The sequence below is a fragment of the Asticcacaulis sp. P2_B1 genome (genome assembly GCF_056404915.1).
This window is the reverse complement of sequence record NZ_JBFUDD010000001.1, coordinates 380,602-404,724: the sequence shown is the minus strand read 5'-3', so window position 1 is coordinate 404,724 and position 24,123 is coordinate 380,602. Positions and strand designations below refer to the sequence as shown.

The following is a 24,123-nucleotide window of genomic DNA, read 5'->3' as shown; positions in this document are numbered from 1 at the left end:
ACCCGCCTCTCTGAATTTTAGGAATTGACCATGCGTTTGGATATCGAGAGCAGTGCCTCCGAGATCGAGCAGTCCATCGGGCTGCTCAGGAGGCGTCTTTGACTGGGATGTCGCACTAAGACGTCTCGATGAACTGAACGCCAAGTCGGAAGACCCGACCCTGTGGGACAAGCCGGAAGCGGCCCAGACCTTGATGCGTGAACGTAATAAGCTGCATGCATCGGTCGAAGCCGTCCGCACCATCGAAAAAGAGCTGAAGGACGCCATCGAATTCGCCGAACTCGGCGATATGGAAGGCGACGAAAGCCTGGTCGACGAAGCCCGCAATCTGCTGAAAGACCTGAAGGCGCGCACCGGCCGCGCCGAACTGGAAGCCCTGTTGAGCGGCGAAGCCGACGGCAACGACGCCTATCTCGAAATCAATTCCGGCGCCGGCGGCACCGAGTCCAATGACTGGGCCGGCATCCTGCTGCGCATGTATACGCGCTGGGCGACCGCCCACGGCATGACGATCGAGGTCGAGGAAGAAACCCAGGGCGAACAGGCCGGCATCAAATCGATTACCCTGCTGATCAAGGGCGAAAACGCCTATGGCTGGCTGAAGACCGAGGCCGGCGTTCACCGCCTGGTGCGTATTTCGCCCTTCGATTCCAACGCCAAACGCCACACCTCGTTCGCTTCGGTCTGGGTCTATCCGGTCGTCGACGACACCATCGTCATCGACATCAATCCGGCCGACGTCCGCACCGACACCTACCGCGCCTCGGGCTCCGGCGGTCAGCACATCAACAAGACCGACTCCGCCGTCCGCCTGACCCACATTCCGACCGGCATCGCCGTCGCCTGTCAGGCCGGCCGTTCGCAACACGCCAACCGCGACGAAGCGTGGAAGATGCTGCGCGCCCGCTTGTACGAACAGGAATTGCAGAAGCGCGAAGCGGCCCAACAAGCCCTCGAAGACTCCAAGACCGACATTGGCTGGGGCCACCAGATCCGTTCCTACGTTCTGCAGCCATATCAAATGGTCAAGGACCTGCGCACCAATGTTGAAACCTCAGACACCCAGGGTGTCCTCGACGGCGATCTCGACGCCTTCATGGGTGCCTCCCTGGCGCAGCGTGTCGGCGTGACACGCGACGGCGCCGAAGTTTAACACTATCGCTGACACGCGTTGGTTTCGGGTCCAGGGTCTGTGACCCTGGCTAAAGCTTCGGCTCGGCGTGTTCCGCATGGCCCGCCGTTTTGGCCACATTGACCACCTCGGCAGCATCCGCGGCATGGGAACCGTCTGTCGCCACCTTGATATGGGCAACCTCCCTGCGACGGCCTTTCTTCAACACGATCTGCGACCCCATATAACGGCTGTAGACCTGGGTGAACTCAGCCCCAAGAAAGAAAATCTGCGTCGAATAATAGATCCACACCAGGACGACGATCAGCGAACCGGCCGCGCCATAGGTCGAGCTGAAGGCGCTGCGGCCGAGATAGATGCCGATCAGCAGCTTGCCGAACGAGAACAAAAGCGCCGTCATGGCGGCGCCGATGATGACGTCACGCCACTTGATCTTGACGTCCGGCAGTATCTTGAAAATCATGGCGAACAGCACGGTGACGACGACGAAGTCGAGGATGAGCGTCAGGCCGTGCATGACGAAATCCGGCACGAAACTCGATATGATATGGCTGAGCGCCGTCAGTCCTGCCGACACGACGAGCGCGATCAACAGCAACAGGCCGATACCGAGGATCATGGCGAACGACAGCAGGCGCTTCTTGATGAAAAAGGTCCAGTGGCCATTTTGCTGACCGCTGACGTTCCAGATGGTATTGAGCGCGTCCTGAAGCTGGGCGAAGAAACCGGTGGCGGAGATAATCAGGGTTACGATGCCGATGATGGTGGCGATAATGCCGGCGGCATGATTATGCGAGTGAGCGAGAATATTCTGGATGGCCTCGGCGCCAGTATCGCCGACCAGACCGCGGATCTCGCCGAAAATATAGCCCGAAACGGCATCGCGGCCAAAGGCAAGCCCGGCCATCGAAATGACGATGAGCAACAGTGGCCCGATCGACAGCATGCTGTAAAAGGCCAGGGCGGCGCCCAGGCGCGGTACGTTATCGTCATTCCATTCGCGCAGGGTTTCTTTGAAAATGAACCAGAAGGCCGGCAGGGTCAGCGGCGGGCGGCGTTTGCCACCGGCGGGTACGGCGTCTGCCTGTGAGGTTCGCGCGGACGGGGTATCTGTCATAATGGGGACCGCGGTGGAGATAATCGGCGAGGGATTCGAAAGGATCACTGGAAAGCAAAGAGCCGAAAAAGATCAATATCTTTTTCGGCTCTTTTAAAACTTAGGTGGCGCAGGATGCTTATTTCAGGTCGGACAGCGCGTTCATGTCATAGGTGCCGAGCGACGGGGTGCCGTAATCGGAAATCGGCGTCGTCGGTGCGGCGACGGTAGGTGCCGGTTCCGGACGGCGCGACTGCAGGCAGCGGCCCTGGAAATAGGCGCCGACATCGATGGCCAGGGCTTCGTGCGTGATGTCGCCTTCGACATAGGCGGTGGCCTGCAACTTGACCTGCTTGCCGGTGATGGCGCCGACGATGCGGCCGCGCACTTCGATGGTCTCGGCGTCGACCTTGCCTTCGATACTGCCGGACTCGCCGACCGTCAGGTGGTCGACCTTGACGTCGCCGCGCACGACGGCGTCGAGATGCAGGTCGCCGGAACCGGTGACATTACCATCGATGATCAGGCCGGCGCCCAGGCTGGAGGATGGGCGGGCGCCCGCGGGACGACGCACGGCATTGACATTGGGCGTCTCGACCACCGGGGTGGGGACGGGCTGCGGTTTTGCAGCCGGCGACGCGGGTTTACTGGTTTTGTTGAACATAGTCTCCTGCCTTTAAAAAGCGTGCGGGGTTTTGGGGGCGGCCGTTAATCCAAACTTCGTAGTGGAGGTGCGTACCGGTCGAGCGGCCGGTATTACCCATCGAGGCGATGCGCTGGTCGACAGCGACTCTTTGGCCGGGATGGACATTGAACGACGCCAGGTGGGCGAAACGTGTCTTGAAGCCGTTGCCGTGGTCGATCTCGACAACATTGCCGTAACCGGTGCGAACGCCGACAAAGGAGATGATGCCGGGTGCGGTCGAATAGATCGGCGTGAGATAGGGGCCGGCGAAGTCCTGGCCTTCATGGAAGCGCGGCGTATGGTTGAACGGATCGAAGCGTACGCCGAAGCCTGAGGTTTCACGCGTCCCGATGGTCGGACGGCCGAAGGGCAGGCGGTTGGAGCTGTCCTGCAGGCCGCGCATATCCGACAAATCCATGGCGGCGTTGCGCACGCGTTCGGCGAAGTCGAGATCGACGCCCAGGAGATTGGCCAGAGATTTGTTGTCCTTGGCGCTGGTCAGGACGCCGCCCGTACCGCTGCCGGCGAACGAGGCGGGGTTGAGACCGGCCAGGCGGAAGGCAAGGCGCAGGCGTTCGGCGCGCGTCTTGGCGAAGACCTCGGCCTGGCTGACCATGCGTTCCTGTTCGGCGCGGACGGAATAGATGCGCTCAATCGGCGGCAGGCTGTCATCGATCGGTGTAGGGGCCATAGCGACGGCGGCGCCGGGCACGCCCTTGAAGTCGGTAAGGATCTTAATCAGGGCGTTGTTGCGGTTCTCGACCGTCTTGGCCAGGTCTTCCAGCGAGCCGGAATTGGCGGTTGCCTGTTGCGTGGCGATATCGAGACGGGCTTGGCGATCGGCGATCCAGCGCTCGGATTGCGCCTTCATCATGCGGATCTGGTTTTCGGAACTTGTGCCGTGGGCGGCGGCGAAAAATATGGTGAACCCCGTGCTGATCGCCAGCCAGGTGATCAGCACAGAGAAGAAGACGATCAGGACCAGTTGCTTGCCCGGACTGAGGATAATACCCTTGGTTTCCCCACCCGAGCGTATGAAAAGCTGGCGTTCCGGCAGGACATGATCCAGCCAATCGCCTTCGCTTTCAGAGCTTTTATTACGCATCACCGCCAGCACCTAAACCTTTTGTTAATTATGCCTTTGTGAGGCGGACTGTGCAAGGTCTAACTCTCACAGTAGCGACGGTGGCCGACATGTAAATCAAAAAAATTAACAGATACAGCAGGTTTGATATCGGCATCATGCGCGTGTCCCAATTTGAAGTTCACGAACATGGCCTTTTCAAGATCGATGCCGTCACACTTATGTTACATAACAGTTCTGTTAACCTTGCTCTTTTCAATTCATCAGGGATTTCAGGGTCGATAAGACTTCCTCAACGTGCGCTTTAACCTTAACCTTGCGCCAGGCATATCTGACAATACCTTCGGGATCGATCAGATAGGTCGACCGGTCCGTGCCCATATAGACCCGGCCATAAAGACTTTTCTCGCCCCAGGCCCCGTAGGCGGCGATCGTCGCTGTGCTTTCGTCGGACAGCAAAGGCATGCTGAGCCCATATTTGCGGATGAATTTGTCGTGATCCTTCAGGCTGTCCTTCGACAGGCCGTAAAGCCGCACGCCCAGCTTTTTAAACTCGCCCGCGGCCTCCGAAAAGGCGCAAGCTTCCTGAGTGCAGGTCGGTGTATTGTCGGTAGGGTAGAAAAACAGCACCACCCATTGACCGCGCAGATCGGCGAGATGCACGCTCGTACCGTCGCTCGCTGGCAAGGTGAAATCCGGCGCCGGCCAGGAAACGAAAGATGTTACTGGATTGGATACGCTTTTTGGCGATTTCGCCATGACATTGCCTCGCTTAAGTGACTAAAGAAAGATGGAAGGAGTCGTGGCATCTTAACGCTGTTTTGTTGCCGCGCGTCTATAGTCACAAGAACACGAAGGTTCCTAGAACCGGCATCTCAAGTCCAGGATAAGTGAAGAGACTTTTCGACCTCATAAGATCGCGCCTGCGACTGTTCGTGCTGGGATGGGTGGTGTTGATGCTCCTCGTCCTGGGCGTGCGCCTGGCGCAGGGGCCGATCAATGTCGACGCCATGCGCTCGATCATCGTGTCGCGTCTGGAGGACAAGCTGCCGCATACCCATGCCAGTATCAAACACCTGGACCTCGTCTGGTTCGGCGATGCTCGCGCCGTCGGGTTCCGCTTCCAGGACCTGATGATCCGCGACAGCCACAACCGCATCATTGCCCGTGCCGGCAAGATGGAAACGGCGCTCGCCGCCGACAGTCTCCTTTTGATGCACCTGGCGCCGGCGCGCCTGACGGCCGAGGACTTTTTCGTCGCCGCCTCCGTCTCGAAACAAGGCAAGTACGATCTCGGTTTCGACGCCCACGGTGCGCCCGGCGGAGCGTCCGACATGGGGCGATACTTCGCCGATCTCGTCGGTCCGGAAAAACTCGGCCGCCCGATCAGTTTCGCCCGTGAAGTCAGCCTGAAAAACGGCGAATTGCGGCTGAGCCAGGAAGGTGCACCGCTCGACTGGACAGCCAAGGTTGCCACCATCGATTTCAGCAAGCTGCGCCGCAAGGTCGAAGCCCATATCGACCTGGCGATTACGCCTGCCGGGGGCGCTTCGGCCGGCAGCACGGCCACCTTGAAAGCCCACGCCAATGCCGCCGTCGGCTTGAAGACCGCGTTCATCAACGCTAATGTCGGCCAACTTAATCCGGCCCGCGTCTTCCCATCGGTCGGCCCGACGCGCTTCCTCGCCATGCTCGACGCCCCGGTCGACGGGCTGGCACGCATCGATTACGCCCTGGGCCCGGGTTTTCAGGGCGCGTGGCTCGATCTCAATGCCGGCGCTGGCCATATCAGCATCGGCGGCCGCCGTCAGGATTTCAACGAAGCGCGCATCAAGGCGACCTATGCCTCGGCCAAGCACACGGCCGTATTCCAAACCTTCCGTGTCAAATCGCACCTGATCGATACCGACCTCTCGGGCACGGTCCGCCTCGAGGCGCCGGACGAGAAGACCAAGCGCGATTTCACCGTGCGCTACGATTTCAGCGGCCCGCGTGTCACCGGTCGGTTGGCCGACGACTTTGCTGAACAGACCCTGACCCAGGCCCATTTCCGCGGCGCCTATGTGCCGGACCGCCACCGCCTGATCATCGACAGCGGCAGCGGCAAGATGAACGGCGCTGCCCTGCAAACCCAAGGTTTGCTCTATACCAATGACAAGGGCCAGTTGGGCGCCGACCTGACAGCGACCCTGAAGGGCGACTTCAGCAAGAGCGAGATTTTCGCCTTCTGGCCCGAAGACATGGCGCCCAATACGCGCCACAGCCTGATCGAGCGCATTGTCGCCGGCGACTTTTCCAATGCCGACTTCGTGTTGAAGGCGCCGCCGGGGCATTTCGCCAAGGACCAGATGCAGGATGCCGATCTGCGCCTGGATTTCGACTATCGTGCCGCCGAGATCGCCATCGAGGACCGCATGAAGCACGCGACCCAATTGCAGGGGCACGGCATCCTCCTCGGCAACAGCTTCTCCATGGTCGCCAATACCGGACAATTGGGTGAGGTCGCCCTCGATCACGGCACGATCGACATCGCCGATTTCCATAATCCGAATACCCACATCAAAATCGTCATCGATGCCCACGGCGAGGTCGTCGCGGTCGTCGAAGCCGTCGATCCCCTGGCCGATGGCCAACTCAGCAAGCACGGCCTGACGCGCGAGCGCCTCAGCGGCACGGCGCAAGGCCATGTCGATATCGATATTCCGACCATGGGCCCGGTCAACGAACGCACTATGGGCCTCGTCTTCACCGGCCACGTCCAACAGGGCGGCTTCAAACAGGCGGCCCTCGGCTGGGACYTGACGGACGGCGAAGTGACCGTCACCGGCGACATGCATGCCGACAAGCTCGATGTCACCGGTCCCGGCAAGCTCGGGCCCTATACCGGCGATATCGGCTACCACACCCAGTTCAATCCGAAGAGCCAGGCCATAGATTTCAAGGGCAGTTTCAACGCCGCCCAGTTCGGCGGCTCGCCCAAGGTGCCTGTGCCGATCACCGGCCAGATGACCATGGCGCACGGCAAGGGGCAAGGGACCGTGACCGCCGATATCTTCAAGGGCACCGTCACCTGGACCGGCGACGATACCAGTCAGGGCGCAGGCGACGACCGCCCGTCCCAGATCGTCATCGACGGCTTTACCCTGCGCGATGGCATGGAGGCGCAAGGGTTGCCGATCTTCGAACACTTGAAGGCCGAGTTGCCGACCCGCATTTCCCTGTTGCGCTCCGGCGACATCTGGAGCGGCGAAATCGACGCTGAAAGCCTGTCAGGCGACATCGCCTATGTCCAGGGCACCCATCCGCGCCTGGTCTATCAATCGACCATTACGCCGGACGAAGCGCGCGAAATCGGCTACGGCGCCCTGCCGATGTTTAACGTGCCGCGCCACCTGACGGTCAATATCTCGCTCGACGGCGCCTCGAAGGAAGCCCTGCTGAAGCTCGACAAGATGAACGCCGTCCTGGGTTGGAGCGAAATTCCGGGCAGCGACGAGGTCGCCCGCCGGCTCGACATGACGGTCCAGCCCGACGACTGGACGACGCTCGGCTTGCCGGCGCAATTCTTCCATGCCACCCGGCCGGTTCCGGTCACCGTCCTATGGAGCCAGACCGACCGCCTGCTCAGCGGCACCATGCAACTGCTCGATCAGACCATCGCCTTCGACATGCCGATCCATCCGTTCACCCACGGTATAGCCGAACCGCCCCCCATGGTCGTGCCGGGGAAGGTCATGCCCTATACGCTGCAGGTGCGCGGCGACGTCAGCCCCGACATCCTGTCGGTCCTCGGCTATACCAACGATCCCGTGCGCGTGGCCGGCCCCGTCGGCCTGGTCTTCAGCCTCTACGACCTGCCGGGTCAGCCTGCCGCCGTCCTCAGTCTCGACGCTTCCCGCGCCGAAATGGGCGTCAAGGCGACCGATTGGAAGAAACCCGAGGGAGAGACGGCGCAGTTCGCGGTGTCCTTCGATGATTCCAGCGGCGCTCCGGGCACCGATGTCACCGTGGCCCACGGCCTCAATCTGTCCAGCATTACAGGCAACGGCGACCGCATCCGCATCAATGGCCGGGCTTCGTTCGCGCCGGGCGGTGACCTGGAATTCGCTGATTTTTCAAACCTCTACCTCAAAGACTTCATCGATGTGAACTTCAAGTTCTACGCCGTGAAGGACCAGGCGTCGAACGTCATCGCCATCAGCGGCCAGCAGCTCGATCTGCGGCCGTGGCTGGATGCCTCCAACGGCAAAGGCGGCAAGCCCGATGCCGTCACTTCGGCCGTCAAGGCGACCGAAACCCAGGCCGCCCAGGCCGAGGCCGGCCAAACCCAGCCCACCCATCTGGTCGTCGACCTGGCCAATCTGCAAACCTCGCCGGAAGGTGCCTTTCGTCAGATCAAGCTCGACGTCAACTGGGACGGCAAGAGCGGCATCCAGGGCCAGGGCTCCGGCCTGAGCATCGACGGCAGTCCCATGACCCTGGCGCTGAAATCGCAAGGCACCTACAGCCTGTTCAGCCTGGACACAGGCGATCTCGGCGACGTGATCCGCACCTTCAGCGGTGTTCCCAATGTCAAGGGCGGCGACGCCACCATCGCCGGCGTCTATCAGGACGGCCAGGTCGACGCCTCGGTCAAGGGAGAGGATATCCGCGTCAAGCAGATCCCACTGCTGGGCCAATTGCTGACCGTCGCCTCCTTGCAAGGCCTGAACGACACCCTGGTCGGCGACGGCATCCTGTTCTCCGACTTCGACTTCCCCGTCCGTTACAAGGGCCACGAGCTGTTCATCCGCAACGGCTATGCCAAGGGCGAGGCGCTCGGCATCAATGTCTGGGGCACGACCGATCTCGACGCCAAGACGATGAATTTCAACGGCACCCTGATCCCGGCCTACAGCATCAACGCCCTGTTCGGCGACGTGAAGTCGAAGGGGCTGGGCCTGATCGGCCTGAAATATAACCTCAAGGGCACGTACAAGACGCCGCTCGTCGACGTGAATCCCTTGTCGCTCGTCCTGCCCGGGTTTATCAAGGCAGCGTTCGACAGCGAGCGCAAGGACGCCATTCCGCCGCTGGACCTGCCGAACTACAAGGATATGCTCGACGACATGCGGCCGGAAAAGCCCAAAAAGTCAAAGAAATAAGCGCAACACTTCATTCCGGGGATCGCCATGCTGACTGCCGTCCTGTTGACCGCCACCCTTGCCATCGCACAACCCGCCGACGTTTTTGCCGGCCTTACCGGGTCCTGCTACCGCGCCGATATCGCCGATGGCACCACCGACACGCATTGCTTTACCTTGGGCGGCAAAGCGGTCATGGACATCCACAAGGTCCGCAAGGGCGACAATGTCGTCTATGAGGGCGTCACGGTCTATCGCGATGCCGGCGATCCGGGTGTCCTGGCCTATGCCTATTACAACAGTCTGGGCGACCTGTTGCCGGGCTATGCCTATCGTGCCGGCGACGATATTCGCTTTCCGGAAACAGCCGACGTCAACGCAACGCCGCAGCTCGTTTGGCACATCACGACCGACGGCTATGACGTCATGATTGCCGGCAAACAGGCCCGCCATTTCGTCAAAACCGGCCCCACCGGCGACACTGGGTTTTAAACCCATTTGGAGCGCTGCTTCTTTCCCCTCTACCCTTTCAAGGGGAGAGGGTGGCAGGCTTTAGCATGCCGGGTGAGGGGTTCTTACTTAAGCTTGGCCACGCTTTAAACCGGCTTCACCAAGACGATCTTCTTCTTGCCCTGGGAGATCTTGATCACCCCTTCGGCATTCAGGTCCGACTTGCCAACCAATTGATTGCCGTCCGTGATCGCCACATCGTTGACGCGCAAACCGCCGCCCTGGGCCAGACGCCTGGCTTCGCCATTCGAGGCCGTCAAACCGATCTTCGTCGCCAAAGCCGCCAGCATGATACCCTCATCCAACACCAAAGCCTCGACCTCGACGGTCGGCAAATCGGCCGACAACACGCCTTGTTCGAACGCCTTTTGGGCCGTATCGCGGGCCAAAGCCGAGGCTTCCGCCCCATGCACCATGCGTGTCGCTTCATCGGCCAGAATCTTCTTGGCCTCGTTGATCTCGGCGCCTTCCAGCTTCTCAAGCCGCGCGATCTCATCCAACGGCAGGGTGGTGAACAAACGCAGGAAGCGCCCGACATCGGCGTCTTCGGTGTTGCGCCAATATTGCCAGTAGTCATAGGCGCTTAGCATGTCGGCATTCAGCCACACGGCGCCGCTCATCGTCTTGCCCATCTTGGCGCCCGAAGCCGTCGCCAATAACGGCGTCGTCAAACCGAACGCCGCCTTGGTGTTCATCCGCCGCGTCAGCTCGACGCCGTTGACGATATTGCCCCATTGGTCCGAGCCGCCCAACTGCAAGACGCAGTCGAAACGGTTGTTGAGCTCGCGGAAATCGACCGCCTGCATCAGCATGTAGTTGAACTCGAGGAAGGTCATCGGCTGCTCACGCTCCAGCCGCAGCTTGACCGAGTCGAAGGTCAGCATACGATTGATGGTGAAATGCGTCCCGAACGTCCGCAGGAATTCGATATAGCCATAGCCCGACAGCCAGTCGTCATTATTGACCATGACGGCGTCATTACCGGTCTCGCCGAACTTGAGGAAGTTGGTGAAAACGCGTTTGATGCCGTCCATATTCGATTGGATCTGCTCGTCGCTCAGCAAAGGCCGCGCCGTATCCTTGAAGGTCGGGTCGCCGACCTTGGTCGTACCGCCGCCCATCAGGACGATCGGCTTGTGGCCCGTCTGCTGCAACCAGTAGAGCAACATGATCTGTACCAGGCTGCCGGCATGCAGCGACGACGCCGTGGCGTCGAAGCCGATATAGGCCGTGATCATGCCTGCGCTCGCCAATGTGTCGAGCGCTTCGGCGTCGGTACACTGATGGATAAAGCCGCGCTCTTGCAGGGTGCGCAGAAAATCGGATTTGAAGCTTTGATCGGTCATGATTTGGGTGCAGTATCTGGCTGATTTGGGTGGCTTGTGTGCCTCTATAAACGCCTATGCGTCAAGTGCGGGAGCAGCGAAAATGATGAAAGTCCTTGGTTTTATGACCGGAACCTCGCTCGACGGCGTCGATATGGCCGTGCTCGAAACCGACGGCGAGGCCAAATTGGCCTTCGGACCGTGGGCGGAAATGCCTATGCCGGCCGACACCCGCGCCGTCCTCGAAGACACCGTCAAGGCGGCGCTGGCCTGGCCGCGCGGCACGTCGGAACCGGCTATTTTCGACCGCGCCCGCCGGCTGCTGGTCGACTACCACCTTCAGGCATCACGTAAGTTTCTCCATCATAACCATCTGAAATTTAGCGATTTTGATGCCCTTGGCGTCCATGGTCAAACCGTACTCCATGAACGCCCGAGGGACGGTGTCGCCGGCCGCACCGTGCAGCTGTTCGACGGTCAGATGTTCGCCGACCTGACCGGCGTGCCCGTCGTCTGTGATTTCCGCCAGGCCGATATTCAAGCTGGCGGTGAGGCGGCGCCCCTGGCGCCCGTCTATCACCGCGCCCTGGTGCAAAATGCCGGGCTCGACCTGCCGCTCGTCGTCGTCAATCTCGGCGGCGTCGCCAATATCACCGTCCTGGCCGAAGACGGGCTCGTCGCCATGGATACCGGTCCCGCCAACGGCCTGATGGACCAATGGATGCGCCGCCATAACCGCGGCGATTTCGACCACGAAGGCCGCATTGCCGCCTCGGGCGCCATCCATAACGACATTGTCACCGCCTACCTGACCCATCCGTATTTCTCAGCCAAGGCGCCAAAATCGCTCGATCGTTACGACTTCACGCTCGATCGTATCGACTCCTTAAGCTTTGAGGACGGTATGGCGACGCTCAGCGACTTCACCCTGCAAAGCCTGCTGCTTGGCATCCGCTCTGTCGGCGTCACGCCGAAAACCATCGTCCTGGCCGGCGGCGGCCGTCACAACACCCACCTGGTCAAACAGATCACGACCGCCCTGGCGCCGGCCAAGGTCATGTTGGCCGAGGACCTTGACTGGCGCGGCGGCGCCATCGAAGCCGAGGCCTTTGCCTATATGGCCGTGCGCTCGCTGAGGGGGCTGCCGATCTCCTTCCCCGGCACCACTGGCGTCAAAGCCCCCCTGACCGGCGGCGCCGTCAGCTATCCCGCCGTAGCGAAAAACTATTCAATGCTCAGGTGATCATGGGTCAATCAAAAGGCCGTGGGGTGCAATGTTGCATCGTTCTATCGTTATTTTGTATATTTGAAATCAAACACCGATTTGAATTCCTTGACTGAAAATTTTTGTCAACGTGAGATAACCTATTGTAAACACTTTCATATTTATTGCAAATATTCACAATGCACAGGTTTGCATCGGAAAAATATTTTTTTCCTTTTTCCAATCCGTATCTTGATACAATGTAGTATGAAAATAGCCCTGTTGGGTCCTGCTCAACGTCCTGTTGCCAATAAAATATATCGTCTTCATAATGTGAGTGCCAAGTCTTTGCGTCCTGTACAGATTTGTGTAGTGCATATAAAGATTCTTCTACATAAAACTCAGCTTTTGAATAACTGCCAGCGTTGGAAGTATTTATATTTAAGCAATTATTTGGATCGTCAAATCCAAAATTTCCATACAAGCAACGCACATTTGGATCGGACATTTCAATATTGTATATGACGAATCCTTCTTGATTTATATCGGCTTCGGCTGCCAGTCTCAATTGATTCCGCATACTTGCGTAGGCAATATAGAGGGTTGTGAAACCAAAAAAAATTACGATTATTTCTCTTATTTCTTTTTCTGGCCACGTAAGTTTCTTGCTTGCGGACACAAGTATTCGGCAGAACAAAAAGAATATTAAAGCCGCAGCACCAAAGAAAAGTGTATAAAGGCCCAATCCACGAAGGCTGTCGTATATGTTTTGCTTAGAAATTCTTGCATAAGCGTTGGCCTATCTAACGGTTTTCAAAGCCGGGTCCCTATTGGCTTCTGTGGATAAGGCTACATAAATTTTTGATAAATGCAACTTAAAATGGTTACCTCCTTGCTGAAGGAGATTTGAGACTCTCTGCCGAGAGCACGTCGAAGTTCGAAGTAATCCTCACGATGAGAGGGGCTTGGATGTCACACCTATGTATTTGGCTTCAACGACAGCGGCGGGTTTATGAAAGCTATAACTGTTGGGGACTTGATTTAATCGCGATAAGGTGGCGCAAGAGTTGTATCAGATAGCTGCAGAGCCACGAGTAATGATAGAGCATTTTCCTTGGGTAGGGCCACTATATAACGTCGAGGGCATCGGTGGTCAGCGCCTTGGCATTATGGGCTACTCGGCATGGACTGATGACGATCATGCCGACTTTACGGTCGAGTCAATTTCAAACGTTATTTCAGGAAAATGGCCCAAGGTTCAGTTTTTCAACTCCATCCCGAAATATTTTGGGATGGGAAAGGAAGACTTTTACAATCGCGTGGTTTTCTTTGAGTTTGTGCCCTGCTCCATAGGTGGTGGTGGTGAGCGTTACGCCGTTGCGACACCTGATCAAGCGGCTGCTGGTCGGGGTCGCGTGTTGCGCATCGTCCGCGAGCAGTCTTTAGACAAGCTATTGGTGTTCAGTGCGAAAGCATGGTCGGCACTGCCACCAGGTGATCTAAACGCCGATCAGAAAATGCGTTTGGGGGATACAAATTTTGAGGTTCGCGAGTATCAACTCGCCCATCGGCATTTAACGGCAATTGGACTCCGACACACTCAATACGCTCCCGGCAAAATCATGCGATACGCGGTAGAGCAGGCGCTGGCCCTACCCATTCAGAAGTAGGTCAGAAGCAGGGCTGAAGGCTAAGCTGACCCTTTATATCATGGTGAAGAATATCCTTCGTTTTCTCACGAAAGATTGTTCAGCGGTCGATAGTAAAGGAAACGGTTGGACGAGCAATCGGAGGCATTTGCTTTCCACCGATATTTACACATGCGACCACGATTGAAGCGATTGCCGCGATGATCGCGATTATCATTGGTGCCCACGTTTTCCACCGATCATGGCGTTCCAATTGTTTGTCGTGTAAGGTAATCGCCAATTCCATCAATTTGTTTGTAACAGCAATTTTTAATGGTGGCTTTTTGATACCGTCTTCAGTTTCTTCTCTTTGAAGCACATATCGCGCTAACAAAGCGATCCTCAACTTGCTGGGTTCATTGGTTACGCGGAAGAATTCGGGATGTTGTGATGCCAAATCCATCCACGTGTTCCGAGTTGCCGGCAGCCTTTGCAGTTCTCTCTGCAAGCCATCCTCAGACCTATATGAATCCCTATCGTAAGCTAACACCTGTATTAATGCCAGTACGTCAGCTAAACGTCCTTCTTGCAAGTATGCGGGTTTCTTGTTCACCAAAGCTCCTTGCGCGATTACTCTAGCCGCGTTCGCTCATCCGGCGGTCGATATAGGCGCCGACGCGGCGTTCGACTTCCGGCAATTGTTCGTTCCAGAAGTGGTTGGCTTCGTTGACGACTTCGTGGTCGATCGTGATGCCCTTTTGCGTCCGCAGCTTGGCCACCACGCGGTCGACTTCGGCGGTCGGCACGATCGAGTCATTGCCGCCATGCAGGAACATGCCCGAAGCCGGGCAGGGCGCCAGGAAGCTGAAATCATAGGCATTGGTCGGCGGCGACACCGAAATAAAGCCATCGGTTTCGGGCCGGCGCATCAAGAGTTGCATGCCGATATAGGCGCCGAAATCGTAGCCGGCGACCCAGAATTGCGACGCCGTCGGGTTCTTGGCCTGCAACCAGTCCAAAGCCGTCGCGGCATCGGCCAATTCACCGATACCGGCATCGAATTCGCCTTGCGACTTTTGCACGCCGCGGAAGTTGAAACGCAGCACCGAGAAGCCGCGCGTCATGAACAGGTGGAACAATTGCACCGTCACCGGATTGTTCATATGGCCGCCCGCCTTGGGGTGCGGGTGCAGAATCAGGGCTATCGGCGCATTTTCGGTTTTACCCGCGCTGTAGCGGGCTTCGATGCGACCTGCGGCTCCGGCCAGAATGACTTCGGGCATTCAATCACCTTGTATAATCAGAATCTTGTGCGCTGCACCGTATAATACTTGACTGCGTTAGTCGGAATTATTACATTCCAGTACAGCCTGTAAAACGGCGTGAACGCGCCTCTTAGCACAAAGATTTCTCTTTGCGCAGGTTTTTGCAACTTTTCCGAAGAAGGATCCGCATGCGCTTATCGACCAAAGGACGTTATGCCGTCATGGCGATGACCGACCTGGCGCTGAATGCCCAGGGGCGGCCGATTTCGCTGTCGGAAATCTCCGAGCGCCAGCAAATTTCCCTGTCCTATCTCGAACAACTTTTCGCGCGCCTGCGTAAGGCCGGCCTGGTCAAGAGCGCGCGTGGCCCCGGCGGCGGCTATTCCCTGGCCCGGCCATCGGAACGCATGTTCGTCTCGGAAATCGTCCTGGCGGTCGATGAGCCGATCAAGGCGACACGCTGCGAACTGACCTCCAACAAGCTGGGTGCCAATAAGCGCCTCTCCAAGGACGAAGCCGTGCGCGAAATCGGCTGCATGCCGGGCGGCCAACGTTGCCTGACCCACAATCTGTGGGAAGATCTGGGCGTCGCAATCCACGATTATCTGTCCCAGGTGTCCTTGCGCGACGTTATCGAAAAGCGCACGCGCAAGAAGGTCCAGATATCAACACCACAAATGATGGAGGCTTAGGCCTTGGCCATCTATCTCGACCATGCCGCGACATCGCCCTTGCGCCCGGAAGCGCGCGAGGCCTTTTTGCGTGCGTCCGAGATCGGCGGTAACGCGTCTTCGGTTCACAGTATCGGCCGCAAGGCCAAGCTGGTCCTGGAAGAGGCGCGCAACGAGATTCTAACGGCCGTGGGCGCCGTCGGCATTGGCGGCCTGGTCTTCACGTCCGGTGGCACCGAAGCCAACGCCCTGGCCCTGCATCAAGCATCGGCGTTCGACTATGTCGTCCTGTCGGCCGGTGAGCACGATAGTCTTTACGGCGCGATCAAGGATGCGGTTATCGCGCCGCTGACCCACAATGGCGATATCGACGTGGCGGCGCTGGAAAACCTGCTGAGCGGGGACGGCCGGCCGTTTGTCTGCGTTTTGCTCGCCAACAATGAAACCGGCGTCATCAACCCCATTGCCGATGTAGCAGCCTTGATCCATGCCCGCGGCGGCTGGCTCCACGTCGACGCCGTCCAGGCGCTCAGCAAGATGGCGGTCGACTTCGACATGTTGGGCGCGGATTCCATGAGCCTGAGCGCGCATAAGGTCGGCGGCCCGCAAGGTGTTGGCGCCCTGGTCTATAACCGCGAACGCACCATCAAGGCCCTGATTTCCGGTAGTGGCCAGGAATTAGGTATGCGTGCGGGTACCRAAAATATCCCAGGCATAGCCGCCTTCGCTGCCGCCGTTCGCTCCGCCCATGCAGTCGATATCGCCGCCCAGGCCGGCGTGGAAAAGCAATTAAAGGCGCTCGGTGTCACCATCATAGGTGAGGGCGCCCGCCGCGTACCCGGCATCCTATGCATCGCCCAGCCCCATTGGGTCTCGTCCCTGCAACTCATCCATATGGACATGGCCGGCATTTGCGTCAGCTCCGGCTCGGCCTGTTCCTCCGGCAAGGTCAAGTCCAGCCGCGTCGTTACAGCCATGGGCCGGCCGGATCTGGCCGACAAAGTCCTGCGTATCTCGTCGGGTTGGACGACGACACCCGCCGACTGGCAGGCATTTTTCGACATTTGGTCAAAAGGTTATGAAGTGTACTTAAAGCGTCATGCGAAAGAGGTGGCGTAATGGCCGCGGTCAAGGAAACCATAGACACGGTCGCCCAGCTCGAAACCTATGAGCACGGCTTTGTCACCGATATCGAAATGGAGTTCGCCCCCAAGGGTTTGAACGCCGATATCGTGCGTTTTATCTCGGCCAAGAAGAACGAGCCGGAATGGATGCTGGAACTGCGCCTGGCCGCCTATGAACGCTGGCTGACCATGGAAGAGCCCGACTGGGCCAAGGTGCACTACCAAAAGGTCGACTATAACGACCTCTATTATTACGCCGCGCCGAAAAAGAAGGACGGCCCGAAGTCGCTTGACGAGATCGATCCCGAACTGCTGAAAACCTACGCCAAGCTCGGCATACCCCTGCGCGAACAGGAAGTCCTGGCCGGCGTCGTCGGTGCCCCGCGCTATGCCGTCGACGCCGTGTTCGATAGTGTCTCGGTCGTCACCACCTTCAAGGAAGAACTGAAGAAGCACGGCGTCATTTTCTGTGCGATTTCAGAGGCCTTGCGCGAATATCCTGACTTGGTGCGGCAATATCTCGGCACCGTCGTACCGGTCTCCGACAACTATTTCGCCGCCCTGAACGCCGCCGTCTTCTCTGATGGCTCCTTCGTCTATGTCCCGCCGGGCGTGCGCTGCCCGATGGAACTGTCGACCTATTTCCGCATCAATGCCGAAAATACTGGTCAATTCGAACGCACCCTGATCATCGCCGACAAAGGCGCCTATGTCTCCTATCTCGAAGGCTGCACGGCGCCGCAACGCGACGAAAACCAGCTCCACGCCGCCGTCGTCGAACTGATTGCGCTCGACGACGCCTCGATCAAATATTCGACCGTGCAGAACTGGTACCCCGGCGACGCCGAAGGCAAGGGCGGCATTTACAATTTCGTCACCAAGCGCGCCGATTGCCGCGGCGCCCGCTCCAAGGTGTCGTGGACCCAAGTCGAAACCGGCTCGGCCGTCACCTGGAAATACCCGTCCTGCATCCTGCGCGGCGACGACAGCGTCGGCGAATTCTACTCGATCGCCGTCACCAATGGCGCCCAACAAGCTGACACCGGCACCAAGATGATCCATTTGGGCAAGAACACCCGCTCGCGCATCATCTCCAAGGGCGTCTCGGCCGGCCGTTCGTCCAACACCTATCGCGGTCTGGTCTCGGCGCACGCCAAGGCGTCCGGCGCCCGCAACTTCACCCAATGCGACAGCCTGCTGATCGGCAAGACCTGCGCCGCCCATACCGTGCCCTATATCGAAGCCGACACGGCCAAGGCCCAGTTCGAGCACGAAGCCACCACCACCCGGCTGTCGGAAGACCAGCTCTTCTACGCCATGCAGCGCGGCCTTTCACAAGAAGAAGCCGTGGCCCTGCTGGTCAACGGCTTTGTCCGCGACGTCCTGCAGGAACTGCCGATGGAATTCGCCGTCGAGGCACAAAAATTAGTTGCCCTCAGCCTCGAAGGCTCGGTGGGTTAGGAATATGACGACCATGCTTTCCATCCAAAATCTCTCCGTCGCCGTCGACACCAAGACCATCCTGAAGGGCCTGTCACTCGACGTGCCCGCGGGCGAAGTCCACGCCATCATGGGCCCCAACGGCGCCGGTAAATCGACCCTCGGCTATGCCCTGGCCGGGCGGCCGAACTACAATGTCACCGCCGGCACCGCGACCTTCAACGGCGAGGACCTGCTCGACAAGGATGTCCACGAACGCGCCGCCGCCGGCCTCTACCTGTCCTTCCAATATCCGCTCGAAATCCCCGGCGTCCCGGCCTTAACTTTCTTGCGTACAGCCTTGAATGCCCAGCATAAATTGCGCGGTGAGCCCGAAGTGTCGGCGCCCGATTTCCTCAAGCGTGTCCGCGAAGTCGCCAAGACCCTGAAGATCGACATGGACATGCTGAAGCGTCCGCTCAATGTCGGCTTTTCCGGCGGCGAGAAGAAGCGCATGGAAGTCCTGCAAATGGCCATGCTGCAGCCGAAATTCCTCATCCTCGACGAAACCGATTCCGGCCTCGATATCGATGCCCTGAAGGTCGTCTCCGACGGCGTCAACGCCCTGCGCGCCCCGGATCGCGGTATGCTGGTCATCACCCACTATCAACGTCTGCTCGACCATATCAAGCCCGACGCCGTCCACGTCCTGGTAGCGGGCAAGATCGTGCGCTCCGGCGGCCCCGAACTGGCCCTCGAACTCGAAGCCAACGGCTACGATCAATATGTGGGAGAACCGGCGTGAAGCCAGCGCTCGACATATTCGACCCATCGTCCTACCCGACGCGCCGCGAGGAGGAATGGAAATATTCCGACCTTAGCCGTGTATTGCGCGAGGCGCCTGCCAAGCAGGAACTTGGTACGGCCGCGGGTTCAACCCATATCCGGGCGCCGGGACGTGCCATCCACCAATATTCCATCTCTGGCCACACTGATCCCCTGGTCGGCACCCAGGGTCAGGATGAGTTGGTTGTTGACGCAGGTGATTCACTCATCACGCTCGAGACCTATGAAGGCCGCGGTGCCTCCGTCAGTCATGCGACCAAAGGCATTAAGCTGGGCGAGGGCGCGAAGCTCACGCGCATCATCATCCTCGATGAATCCGCGGACGACATATCCATTCGCCGCACCAACGTCGAGACCGCCCCTGGCAGCGTCTTCAAGCAATATGTCTTCTCGACCGGCGCCAAGTTCCAGCGCTTCGAAACCCACGTCCAGCATGCCGGCCACGGCGCCGAAGTCGAGCTCAACGGCGCCTATCTCCTTAAGGACAAGCGACATTTCGACCTGACCACCCGCGTCACCCATGGCGAAATCGACGGCACCACCGCCCAACTGATCAAGGGCCTCGTCAAGGACAGCGCCACCGCCGTCTTCCAGGGCCGCATCCTGGTCGAAAAGGGCGCCGACGGCACCGACGCCCGCATGCGCCACCAGGCTCTGATCCTCAATGACGGCGCCCACGTCCGCGCCAAACCCGAACTCGAAATCTATGCCGACGACGTGCAATGTGCCCACGGCAATACCATCGGCGCCCTCGACGAAGACGCCATGTTCTTCGCCATGAGCCGCGGCATCCCCGAAGACGCAGCCCGCGCCATGCTCATGCACGCCTTCGTCTTGCCTGTCGCCGAAGCCATAGAGGATGAAGAGTTGCGCGCTACAGTGCTGAATTTCTTAGAGAAGACATCGGCCTCCTTTCATCTGGAGACCATTCATGCCGTTTGATGTCCAAAAGGCCCGCGACGACTTCCCCATCCTGTCGCGCATCATCGACGGCAAGCCGCTGGTCTATCTCGACAGCGGCGCCTCGGCGCAAAAACCTAATGCCGTCATCGACGCCATGTCGCACGCCATGCGCCATAGCTACGCCAACGTCCACCGTGGCCTGCATCGCCTGGCCAACGAGACCACCGACGCCTACGAAGCTGGCCGCGAAACCGTCGCCCGTTTCATCAATGCCCAAACCGATGAAATCGTCTTCACCAAATCGGCCACGGAATCGGTCAATCTCGTCGCCAATACCTGGGGCGAAAGCCTGTCCGCGGGCGACGAGATCCTCGTCACCGAGATGGAGCACCACGCCAATATCGTGCCGTGGTACATGCTGGCGCAGCGCCGCTGCCTAAAATTGACCTATGTGCCGATCCTCGACGACGGCAGCCTCGACATGGCCGCCTTCGACGCGCTGTTAACCCCGGCCGTCAAGCTGGTCGCCGTCACCCATATGTCCAATGTGCTCGGCACCATCAACGACGTCGCCGCCATCATCGCCAAGGCCCACTCTAACGGCGCCAAGGTCCTGATCGACGGCTGCCAGGGCGTCGTCCACATGCCCGTCGACGTCAAGGCGCTGGACGCCGACTTCTACGTCTTCTCGGCCCACAAACTCTACGGCCCGACCGGCCTCGGCATCCTCTACGGTAAATCCGAACTGCTCGAGGCCATGCCGCCCTGGCAAGGCGGTGGCGAGATGATCGCGCACGTCACCAAGGACAAGATCACCTGGAACGTGCCGCCACATCGCTTCGAAGCCGGTACCCCGGCCATCCTCGAAGTCATCGGCCTGAAGGCCGCCATTGACTGGCTGAACCAATTCGACCGCGAAGACATCGCCGCCCACGAGCACGCCCTCTACGAACGCGCCCACGACCGGCTGAAATCGATCAATTCCCTGCGCATTCACGGCGAAGCGCCGGGCAAGGGCGCGATCCTGACCTTCTCGTTGGGACAAGCCCACGCCCACGACGTCGCCCAGATCCTCGACCGCTACAATGTCGCCGTCCGTGCCGGCACCCACTGCGCCGAACCTTTGATGACCCGTCTCGGCGTGACCTCTACCGTCCGCGCCTCCATCGCCCTATATAATACAGATGCCGAGATCGATACCCTGGCCGAGGCCGTCGCCAAAGCCCAATCTTTCTTCGCCTGAGTGTGAGCATAATGACCGAAGCCGCTGTAAATGAACAAGAATCGCTTTTCAGCCTCGACGATATGGGCGCCAATCAGCCGTCGGCCCTGGCCCAGGACGAATTGACGCGCCTGACCGATGACCTGATCACCGCGTTTAAGACCGTGTTCGACCCGGAAATCCCCGTCGACATCTATGAACTTGGCCTGATCTACAAGGTCGACGTTTCTGACGACCGCAATGTCGTGGTCGACATGACCCTGACGGCGCCCGGTTGCCCGGTTGCCGGCGAAATGCCCGGCTGGGTCAAGGATGCCGTCATGGGCGTCAAGGGCGTTAACACCTGCGATGTTAATCTGGTTTTCGAACCGCCTTGGGATTCGTCGAAGATGAGCGACGAAGCCAAGCTGCAACTGAACATGTTCTAGGAACATCACGAATATGGAAGCCCTCAGTATCGCTCCGCGTCCCCGCCGCCCGCGTCCCTCCGTGGTCAGCCTGACCGATGCCGCGGCCGAACAGGTCAAGGCCATCATGGCGCGCGCCGAAAAGCCGTATGCTGGCCTGCGCGTCGGCGTGAAGCAGGGCGGCTGCGCCGGTCAGGAATATGTCCTGTCCTATGCCGACGAAATCGGGCCGATCGACGAAGTCGTCACAGACAAGGGTGTCACCATCCTGATCGAGCCCAAGGCCGTCCTTTACCTGGTCGGCACAGTCATCGATTATGAAACCACCAAGCTGGCCTCGAAGTTCGTCTTCAACAATCCCAATGAGACCGATGCCTGCGGCTGCGGCGAAAGCGTCACCATCGTTCCTGTCAAACCGGACTAATCCTGCCGCGGGGGCGTTCATGAAACTCGCCGTTTGTCTCGCCGTCCTGGCCTTGTCGCCATCGCTTGCCCTGGCGGAGACGTCCAAGATCGAACGCACCTATACCCAGCCGTGGGAAAAGGAGATCGGCTATGCCCAGATCGTCCGCCACGGCGATCGCCTCTATATTTCGGGCGCCGTCGCCGACGGCAAGACGCTGGCCGACCAGATGGCGGCCATCTATGGCGAGATCGGCCAGCTCCTCCAGCCCTATGGCGCCGACAGCAGCGACATTGTACGTGAGACCATCTATACCTGTGACATAGAGGCCCTGAAGGCCGCCATCCCGGTGCGCAAGACCTTCTATACCGGCGAGATCTATCCCGCGGCGACCTGGGTGCAGGTCCAGCGGCTCTATAATGAAGACAATCTGATCGAGATCGAAGTCGAGGTCGCTCTTAAACCCTAAACCTCGGCGAACCAATCCAGCGCCTGGTCGATCGTATTGAACGACCGAACGCGGTCCGGCGTCATATGATCATAGGTCGTGGCCCGCGCCAGTTCCAGCGCGTCATCCGTGACGAAAGCCACCTTCGAGCTGTAGGTGGCGCTCCCGGCCATCTCCTGCCACTGGCGCACGAAGTCCTGCGCATCTTCGTAGTCGATCGTGCCGGTGAACTTGCGATAATCGATGATGCGGTTGTAATCCCACACCTGATCGATCTTGCGATAGGCCATCATGAATTCCGTGGTGACGACTGAGCTCGGCATCGGCCCGATAACGCGGGCGATCACCGTCTTGCGCTCCTCATCGACCTGGACATTGAGACGATAAGGTTTCCTCACCTCACGCCCTTTTTGCCACGGCCGGCGCTGCCGGCGTCAGCCAGTCAAGGGCTTCGTCGAAGCAGGTAAAGACGCGGATTTCGACATTGGGGAAGAGGTGGCCATAGGCCTTGGCGCGCGCCGACGACAAGATGTCGGGATTAACGACGGCGGTCCTGGTCAGGCTCTCGCGGCCGTGGCAGACCTCGGCCCATTGCTCCGCCATGCGCTCGATATCTTCATAGGCGAGGAGACTGGTGAAATTGCGCAGGTCGATGAGGCGATGATGCTCCCACGGCGCCTCCAGGCTATCATAGGCGACCTGCGCCTTATCGGCCATTTCGCCACTGCTGGCATTGCCGCGCAAGCGGAAGATGATGATTTTCTTGCGGCTATCGACCGCTACGCCAACACTGTCCATAATGCCTGTTCCGCCCCGAACGGGTGTATAAGGCCTTCAACATACCACGATGTCTTTAAGGACGGTTTAATCGCGAATCAGGACGGACGGCGCCAAAGGCGCGCCGGTGGCTTCACTGATCAACTTCTGTGAGTGCGTCTCAACTGTTTCTTGTAACAATTTGAGAAATTGGTCTTTTTCCATACCGGGTTCGATCATGGGCAGAAATTCCAGGATCGCGGTTCCCGGCGTTTTCTTGTAATGCTCTTCCTGCCAGAACAGGCCGAGATTGGTCGCCACAGGCACCACCGGCATGTCGAAATTGTTCATCATGTGCCACACGCCCGAACGATAGCGGCGATAGGTGCCGGGCGCGTTGAGGTGGCCTTCGGGGTAGATGAGGATGCTGCGTCCGTCCTTGGCGGCGTCGGCCGAGCGTGAAGCCAGGTTCTTGCGCGCTTCGTGCCCGCCGCAGTTATTGACGACAATGGCGCCCAGCTTGGTCAGAAGCTGGCCCATCAGCGGGAATTTTTCGAGGTGATCGCCGGTGACAAAGGCGAGGTCGGGGATCTGCGAATAGATACAGAAGCCGTCGCCCCAGCTATGATGCTTGCAGGCATAGATGACCGGACGGTCTGGGATATTGTCGCGGCCGCGGACTTCCAACTTGATGCCGGCCAACAGCCCCATGGCCTGGACCATGCGACGCGTATAGCGCCGGATGACCCAATTCACCGCCTTGCGCCCCGGAAACAGGCTCACCACCACGGCCGTCAGCCCATACAGGACCGACAGGACCCAATAGGCGGCGGCGAACAGAAAATTGCGCATGACACTCCCCAGCGATACGT

The 24,123-nt window shown here is 59.1% G+C and carries 25 protein-coding genes; 14 read left to right on the top strand and 11 right to left on the bottom strand.

The annotated features are described in order from the left end of the window. Positions 1-30: 30 nt before the first annotated feature. Positions 31-1,153 (top strand): peptide chain release factor 2 gene (gene prfB, locus AC1DX3_RS01900; RefSeq protein WP_476987530.1). Its coding sequence is split into 2 segments (ribosomal slippage): positions 31-99 and positions 101-1,153, totalling 1,122 coding nucleotides; the frame shifts between segments, so codons are not numbered across the junction. Positions 1,154-1,202: 49 nt separating this feature from the next. On the opposite strand, the gene AC1DX3_RS01895 is transcribed toward prfB, so the two are convergent. The 4 genes from AC1DX3_RS01895 to AC1DX3_RS01880 all read right to left on the bottom strand — a co-directional run bounded on the left by AC1DX3_RS01895 (position 1,203) and on the right by AC1DX3_RS01880 (position 4,756). Beyond that, a complete protein-coding gene (locus tag AC1DX3_RS01895) occupies positions 1,203-2,249 on the bottom strand; it encodes a YihY/virulence factor BrkB family protein (RefSeq protein WP_476987529.1) in 1,047 nt (348 codons plus the stop codon). A gap of 118 nt (positions 2,250-2,367) precedes the next feature. Then, positions 2,368-2,892, bottom strand: coding sequence for a bactofilin family protein (locus AC1DX3_RS01890; RefSeq protein ID WP_476987528.1), 525 nt, complete (start codon positions 2,890-2,892; stop codon positions 2,368-2,370). Next, positions 2,873-4,018 (bottom strand): M23 family metallopeptidase, encoded by a 1,146-nt coding sequence (locus AC1DX3_RS01885; protein ID WP_476987527.1) that lies wholly within the window; start codon positions 4,016-4,018, stop codon positions 2,873-2,875. The genes AC1DX3_RS01890 and AC1DX3_RS01885 overlap by 20 nt, the downstream gene beginning before the upstream one ends. 234 nt (positions 4,019-4,252) lie before the next feature. Then, entirely contained in the window at positions 4,253-4,756 is a 504-nt protein-coding gene (locus AC1DX3_RS01880) for a peroxiredoxin (RefSeq protein ID WP_476987526.1), read from the bottom strand. Positions 4,757-4,953: 197 nt separating this feature from the next. Here AC1DX3_RS01880 and AC1DX3_RS01875 point away from each other — a divergent pair, with 197 nt between their 5' ends. Together AC1DX3_RS01875 and AC1DX3_RS01870 are read left to right on the top strand one after the other, a co-directional pair. Beyond that, positions 4,954-9,141, top strand: coding sequence for a YhdP family protein (locus AC1DX3_RS01875; protein ID WP_476987525.1), 4,188 nt, complete (start codon positions 4,954-4,956; stop codon positions 9,139-9,141). Between the two features lie 27 nt (positions 9,142-9,168). Further along, entirely contained in the window at positions 9,169-9,612 is a 444-nt protein-coding gene (locus AC1DX3_RS01870) for a hypothetical protein (RefSeq protein ID WP_476987524.1), read from the top strand. 104 nt (positions 9,613-9,716) lie between these two features. Here the strand turns inward: AC1DX3_RS01870 and tyrS are convergent, their stop codons facing one another. Continuing rightward, the gene (gene tyrS / locus AC1DX3_RS01865; RefSeq protein ID WP_476987523.1) at positions 9,717-10,976 is read right to left on the bottom strand and encodes a tyrosine--tRNA ligase; all 1,260 of its coding nucleotides are present in this window, start codon (positions 10,974-10,976) and stop codon (positions 9,717-9,719) included. A gap of 85 nt (positions 10,977-11,061) precedes the next feature. On the opposite strand from tyrS, the gene AC1DX3_RS01860 reads away from it, so the two are divergent. Beyond that, on the top strand, positions 11,062-12,198 hold the full coding sequence (locus AC1DX3_RS01860; RefSeq protein WP_476988024.1) for an anhydro-N-acetylmuramic acid kinase: 1,137 nt from the start codon (positions 11,062-11,064) through the stop codon (positions 12,196-12,198). Positions 12,199-12,205: 7 nt separating this feature from the next. Here AC1DX3_RS01860 and AC1DX3_RS01855 read toward each other — a convergent pair whose 3' ends face one another. Continuing rightward, positions 12,206-12,727: a hypothetical protein gene (locus tag AC1DX3_RS01855; RefSeq protein ID WP_476987522.1), complete on the bottom strand. Its 522-nt coding sequence runs from the start codon at positions 12,725-12,727 to the stop codon at positions 12,206-12,208. Between the two features lie 529 nt (positions 12,728-13,256). Between AC1DX3_RS01855 and AC1DX3_RS01850 the strand changes: the two genes are divergently transcribed. Then, positions 13,257-13,829 carry a hypothetical protein gene (locus tag AC1DX3_RS01850; RefSeq protein WP_476987521.1) on the top strand — a complete coding sequence of 191 codons (573 nt, stop codon included), beginning with the start codon at positions 13,257-13,259 and terminating at the stop codon, positions 13,827-13,829. A gap of 79 nt (positions 13,830-13,908) precedes the next feature. On the opposite strand, the gene AC1DX3_RS01845 is transcribed toward AC1DX3_RS01850, so the two are convergent. Next, positions 13,909-14,400, bottom strand: coding sequence for a hypothetical protein (locus AC1DX3_RS01845; protein ID WP_476987520.1), 492 nt, complete (start codon positions 14,398-14,400; stop codon positions 13,909-13,911). 22 nt (positions 14,401-14,422) lie between these two features. Continuing rightward, complete coding sequence (locus AC1DX3_RS01840) at positions 14,423-15,070, bottom strand: alpha/beta hydrolase (protein WP_476987519.1); 648 nt, start codon at positions 15,068-15,070, stop codon at positions 14,423-14,425. Between the two features lie 170 nt (positions 15,071-15,240). Between AC1DX3_RS01840 and AC1DX3_RS01835 the strand changes: the two genes are divergently transcribed. From AC1DX3_RS01835 to AC1DX3_RS01795, 9 genes are all read left to right on the top strand, one after another. Then, positions 15,241-15,744, top strand: coding sequence for an Rrf2 family transcriptional regulator (locus AC1DX3_RS01835; RefSeq protein WP_476987518.1), 504 nt, complete (start codon positions 15,241-15,243; stop codon positions 15,742-15,744). A 3-nt stretch (positions 15,745-15,747) separates the two neighbouring features. Beyond that, positions 15,748-16,842 carry a cysteine desulfurase family protein gene (locus AC1DX3_RS01830; RefSeq protein WP_476987517.1) on the top strand — a complete coding sequence of 365 codons (1,095 nt, stop codon included), beginning with the start codon at positions 15,748-15,750 and terminating at the stop codon, positions 16,840-16,842. Next, positions 16,842-18,308, top strand: coding sequence for a Fe-S cluster assembly protein SufB (sufB, locus tag AC1DX3_RS01825; protein WP_476987516.1), 1,467 nt, complete (start codon positions 16,842-16,844; stop codon positions 18,306-18,308). The genes AC1DX3_RS01830 and sufB overlap by 1 nt, the downstream gene beginning before the upstream one ends. Positions 18,309-18,321: 13 nt before the next feature. After that, positions 18,322-19,071: a Fe-S cluster assembly ATPase SufC gene (sufC, locus tag AC1DX3_RS01820; protein WP_476987515.1), complete on the top strand. Its 750-nt coding sequence runs from the start codon at positions 18,322-18,324 to the stop codon at positions 19,069-19,071. Then, on the top strand, positions 19,068-20,054 hold the full coding sequence (sufD, locus tag AC1DX3_RS01815; protein WP_476987514.1) for a Fe-S cluster assembly protein SufD: 987 nt from the start codon (positions 19,068-19,070) through the stop codon (positions 20,052-20,054). The genes sufC and sufD overlap by 4 nt, the downstream gene beginning before the upstream one ends. Next, on the top strand, positions 20,044-21,258 hold the full coding sequence (locus AC1DX3_RS01810) for an aminotransferase class V-fold PLP-dependent enzyme (RefSeq protein WP_476987513.1): 1,215 nt from the start codon (positions 20,044-20,046) through the stop codon (positions 21,256-21,258). The genes sufD and AC1DX3_RS01810 overlap by 11 nt, the downstream gene beginning before the upstream one ends. Positions 21,259-21,320: 62 nt before the next feature. Beyond that, positions 21,321-21,665 carry an SUF system Fe-S cluster assembly protein gene (locus AC1DX3_RS01805; RefSeq protein WP_476988023.1) on the top strand — a complete coding sequence of 115 codons (345 nt, stop codon included), beginning with the start codon at positions 21,321-21,323 and terminating at the stop codon, positions 21,663-21,665. A 13-nt stretch (positions 21,666-21,678) separates the two neighbouring features. After that, positions 21,679-22,068, top strand: a complete 390-nt coding sequence (locus tag AC1DX3_RS01800) for a HesB/IscA family protein (RefSeq protein ID WP_476987512.1) — start codon at positions 21,679-21,681, stop codon at positions 22,066-22,068. A gap of 19 nt (positions 22,069-22,087) precedes the next feature. Further along, positions 22,088-22,516, top strand: a complete 429-nt coding sequence (locus AC1DX3_RS01795; protein WP_476987511.1) for a Rid family hydrolase — start codon at positions 22,088-22,090, stop codon at positions 22,514-22,516. Here the strand turns inward: AC1DX3_RS01795 and AC1DX3_RS01790 are convergent. From AC1DX3_RS01790 to AC1DX3_RS01780, 3 genes are all read right to left on the bottom strand, one after another. Further along, positions 22,513-22,893 (bottom strand): hypothetical protein, encoded by a 381-nt coding sequence (locus AC1DX3_RS01790; RefSeq protein WP_476987510.1) that lies wholly within the window; start codon positions 22,891-22,893, stop codon positions 22,513-22,515. The two genes, AC1DX3_RS01795 and AC1DX3_RS01790, sit on opposite strands and share 4 nt — an antisense overlap. Before the next feature lies 1 nt (position 22,894). Beyond that, complete coding sequence (locus AC1DX3_RS01785; protein WP_476987509.1) at positions 22,895-23,293, bottom strand: STAS/SEC14 domain-containing protein; 399 nt, start codon at positions 23,291-23,293, stop codon at positions 22,895-22,897. 66 nt (positions 23,294-23,359) lie between these two features. Beyond that, positions 23,360-24,103, bottom strand: coding sequence for a lysophospholipid acyltransferase family protein (locus AC1DX3_RS01780; RefSeq protein ID WP_476987508.1), 744 nt, complete (start codon positions 24,101-24,103; stop codon positions 23,360-23,362). Between the last annotated feature and the right edge of the window lie 20 nt (positions 24,104-24,123).

Excerpts from the sequence above, each read along its gene's own strand:
- AC1DX3_RS01795 (WP_476987511.1), top strand. The coding sequence starts at position 22,088 with ATGAAACTCGCCGTTTGTCTCGCCGTCCTGGCCTTGTCGCCATCGCTT.
- sufC (WP_476987515.1), top strand. The coding sequence starts at position 18,322 with ATGCTTTCCATCCAAAATCTCTCCGTCGCCGTCGACACCAAGACCATC.
- AC1DX3_RS01870 (WP_476987524.1), top strand. The coding sequence starts at position 9,169 with ATGCTGACTGCCGTCCTGTTGACCGCCACCCTTGCCATCGCACAACCC.
- AC1DX3_RS01805 (WP_476988023.1), top strand. The coding sequence starts at position 21,321 with ATGGGCGCCAATCAGCCGTCGGCCCTGGCCCAGGACGAATTGACGCGC.
- AC1DX3_RS01835 (WP_476987518.1), top strand. The coding sequence starts at position 15,241 with ATGCGCTTATCGACCAAAGGACGTTATGCCGTCATGGCGATGACCGAC.
- AC1DX3_RS01850 (WP_476987521.1), top strand. The coding sequence starts at position 13,257 with ATGATAGAGCATTTTCCTTGGGTAGGGCCACTATATAACGTCGAGGGC.
- AC1DX3_RS01810 (WP_476987513.1), top strand. The coding sequence starts at position 20,044 with ATGCCGTTTGATGTCCAAAAGGCCCGCGACGACTTCCCCATCCTGTCG.
- AC1DX3_RS01885 (WP_476987527.1), bottom strand. The coding sequence starts at position 4,018 with ATGCGTAATAAAAGCTCTGAAAGCGAAGGCGATTGGCTGGATCATGTC.
- AC1DX3_RS01800 (WP_476987512.1), top strand. The coding sequence starts at position 21,679 with ATGGAAGCCCTCAGTATCGCTCCGCGTCCCCGCCGCCCGCGTCCCTCC.
- AC1DX3_RS01780 (WP_476987508.1), bottom strand. The coding sequence starts at position 24,103 with ATGCGCAATTTTCTGTTCGCCGCCGCCTATTGGGTCCTGTCGGTCCTG.
- AC1DX3_RS01880 (WP_476987526.1), bottom strand. The coding sequence starts at position 4,756 with ATGGCGAAATCGCCAAAAAGCGTATCCAATCCAGTAACATCTTTCGTT.
- AC1DX3_RS01890 (WP_476987528.1), bottom strand. The coding sequence starts at position 2,892 with ATGTTCAACAAAACCAGTAAACCCGCGTCGCCGGCTGCAAAACCGCAG.
- AC1DX3_RS01785 (WP_476987509.1), bottom strand. The coding sequence starts at position 23,293 with ATGGACAGTGTTGGCGTAGCGGTCGATAGCCGCAAGAAAATCATCATC.
- AC1DX3_RS01860 (WP_476988024.1), top strand. The coding sequence starts at position 11,062 with ATGAAAGTCCTTGGTTTTATGACCGGAACCTCGCTCGACGGCGTCGAT.
- AC1DX3_RS01895 (WP_476987529.1), bottom strand. The coding sequence starts at position 2,249 with ATGACAGATACCCCGTCCGCGCGAACCTCACAGGCAGACGCCGTACCC.
- sufB (WP_476987516.1), top strand. The coding sequence starts at position 16,842 with ATGGCCGCGGTCAAGGAAACCATAGACACGGTCGCCCAGCTCGAAACC.
- tyrS (WP_476987523.1), bottom strand. The coding sequence starts at position 10,976 with ATGACCGATCAAAGCTTCAAATCCGATTTTCTGCGCACCCTGCAAGAG.
- AC1DX3_RS01840 (WP_476987519.1), bottom strand. The coding sequence starts at position 15,070 with ATGCCCGAAGTCATTCTGGCCGGAGCCGCAGGTCGCATCGAAGCCCGC.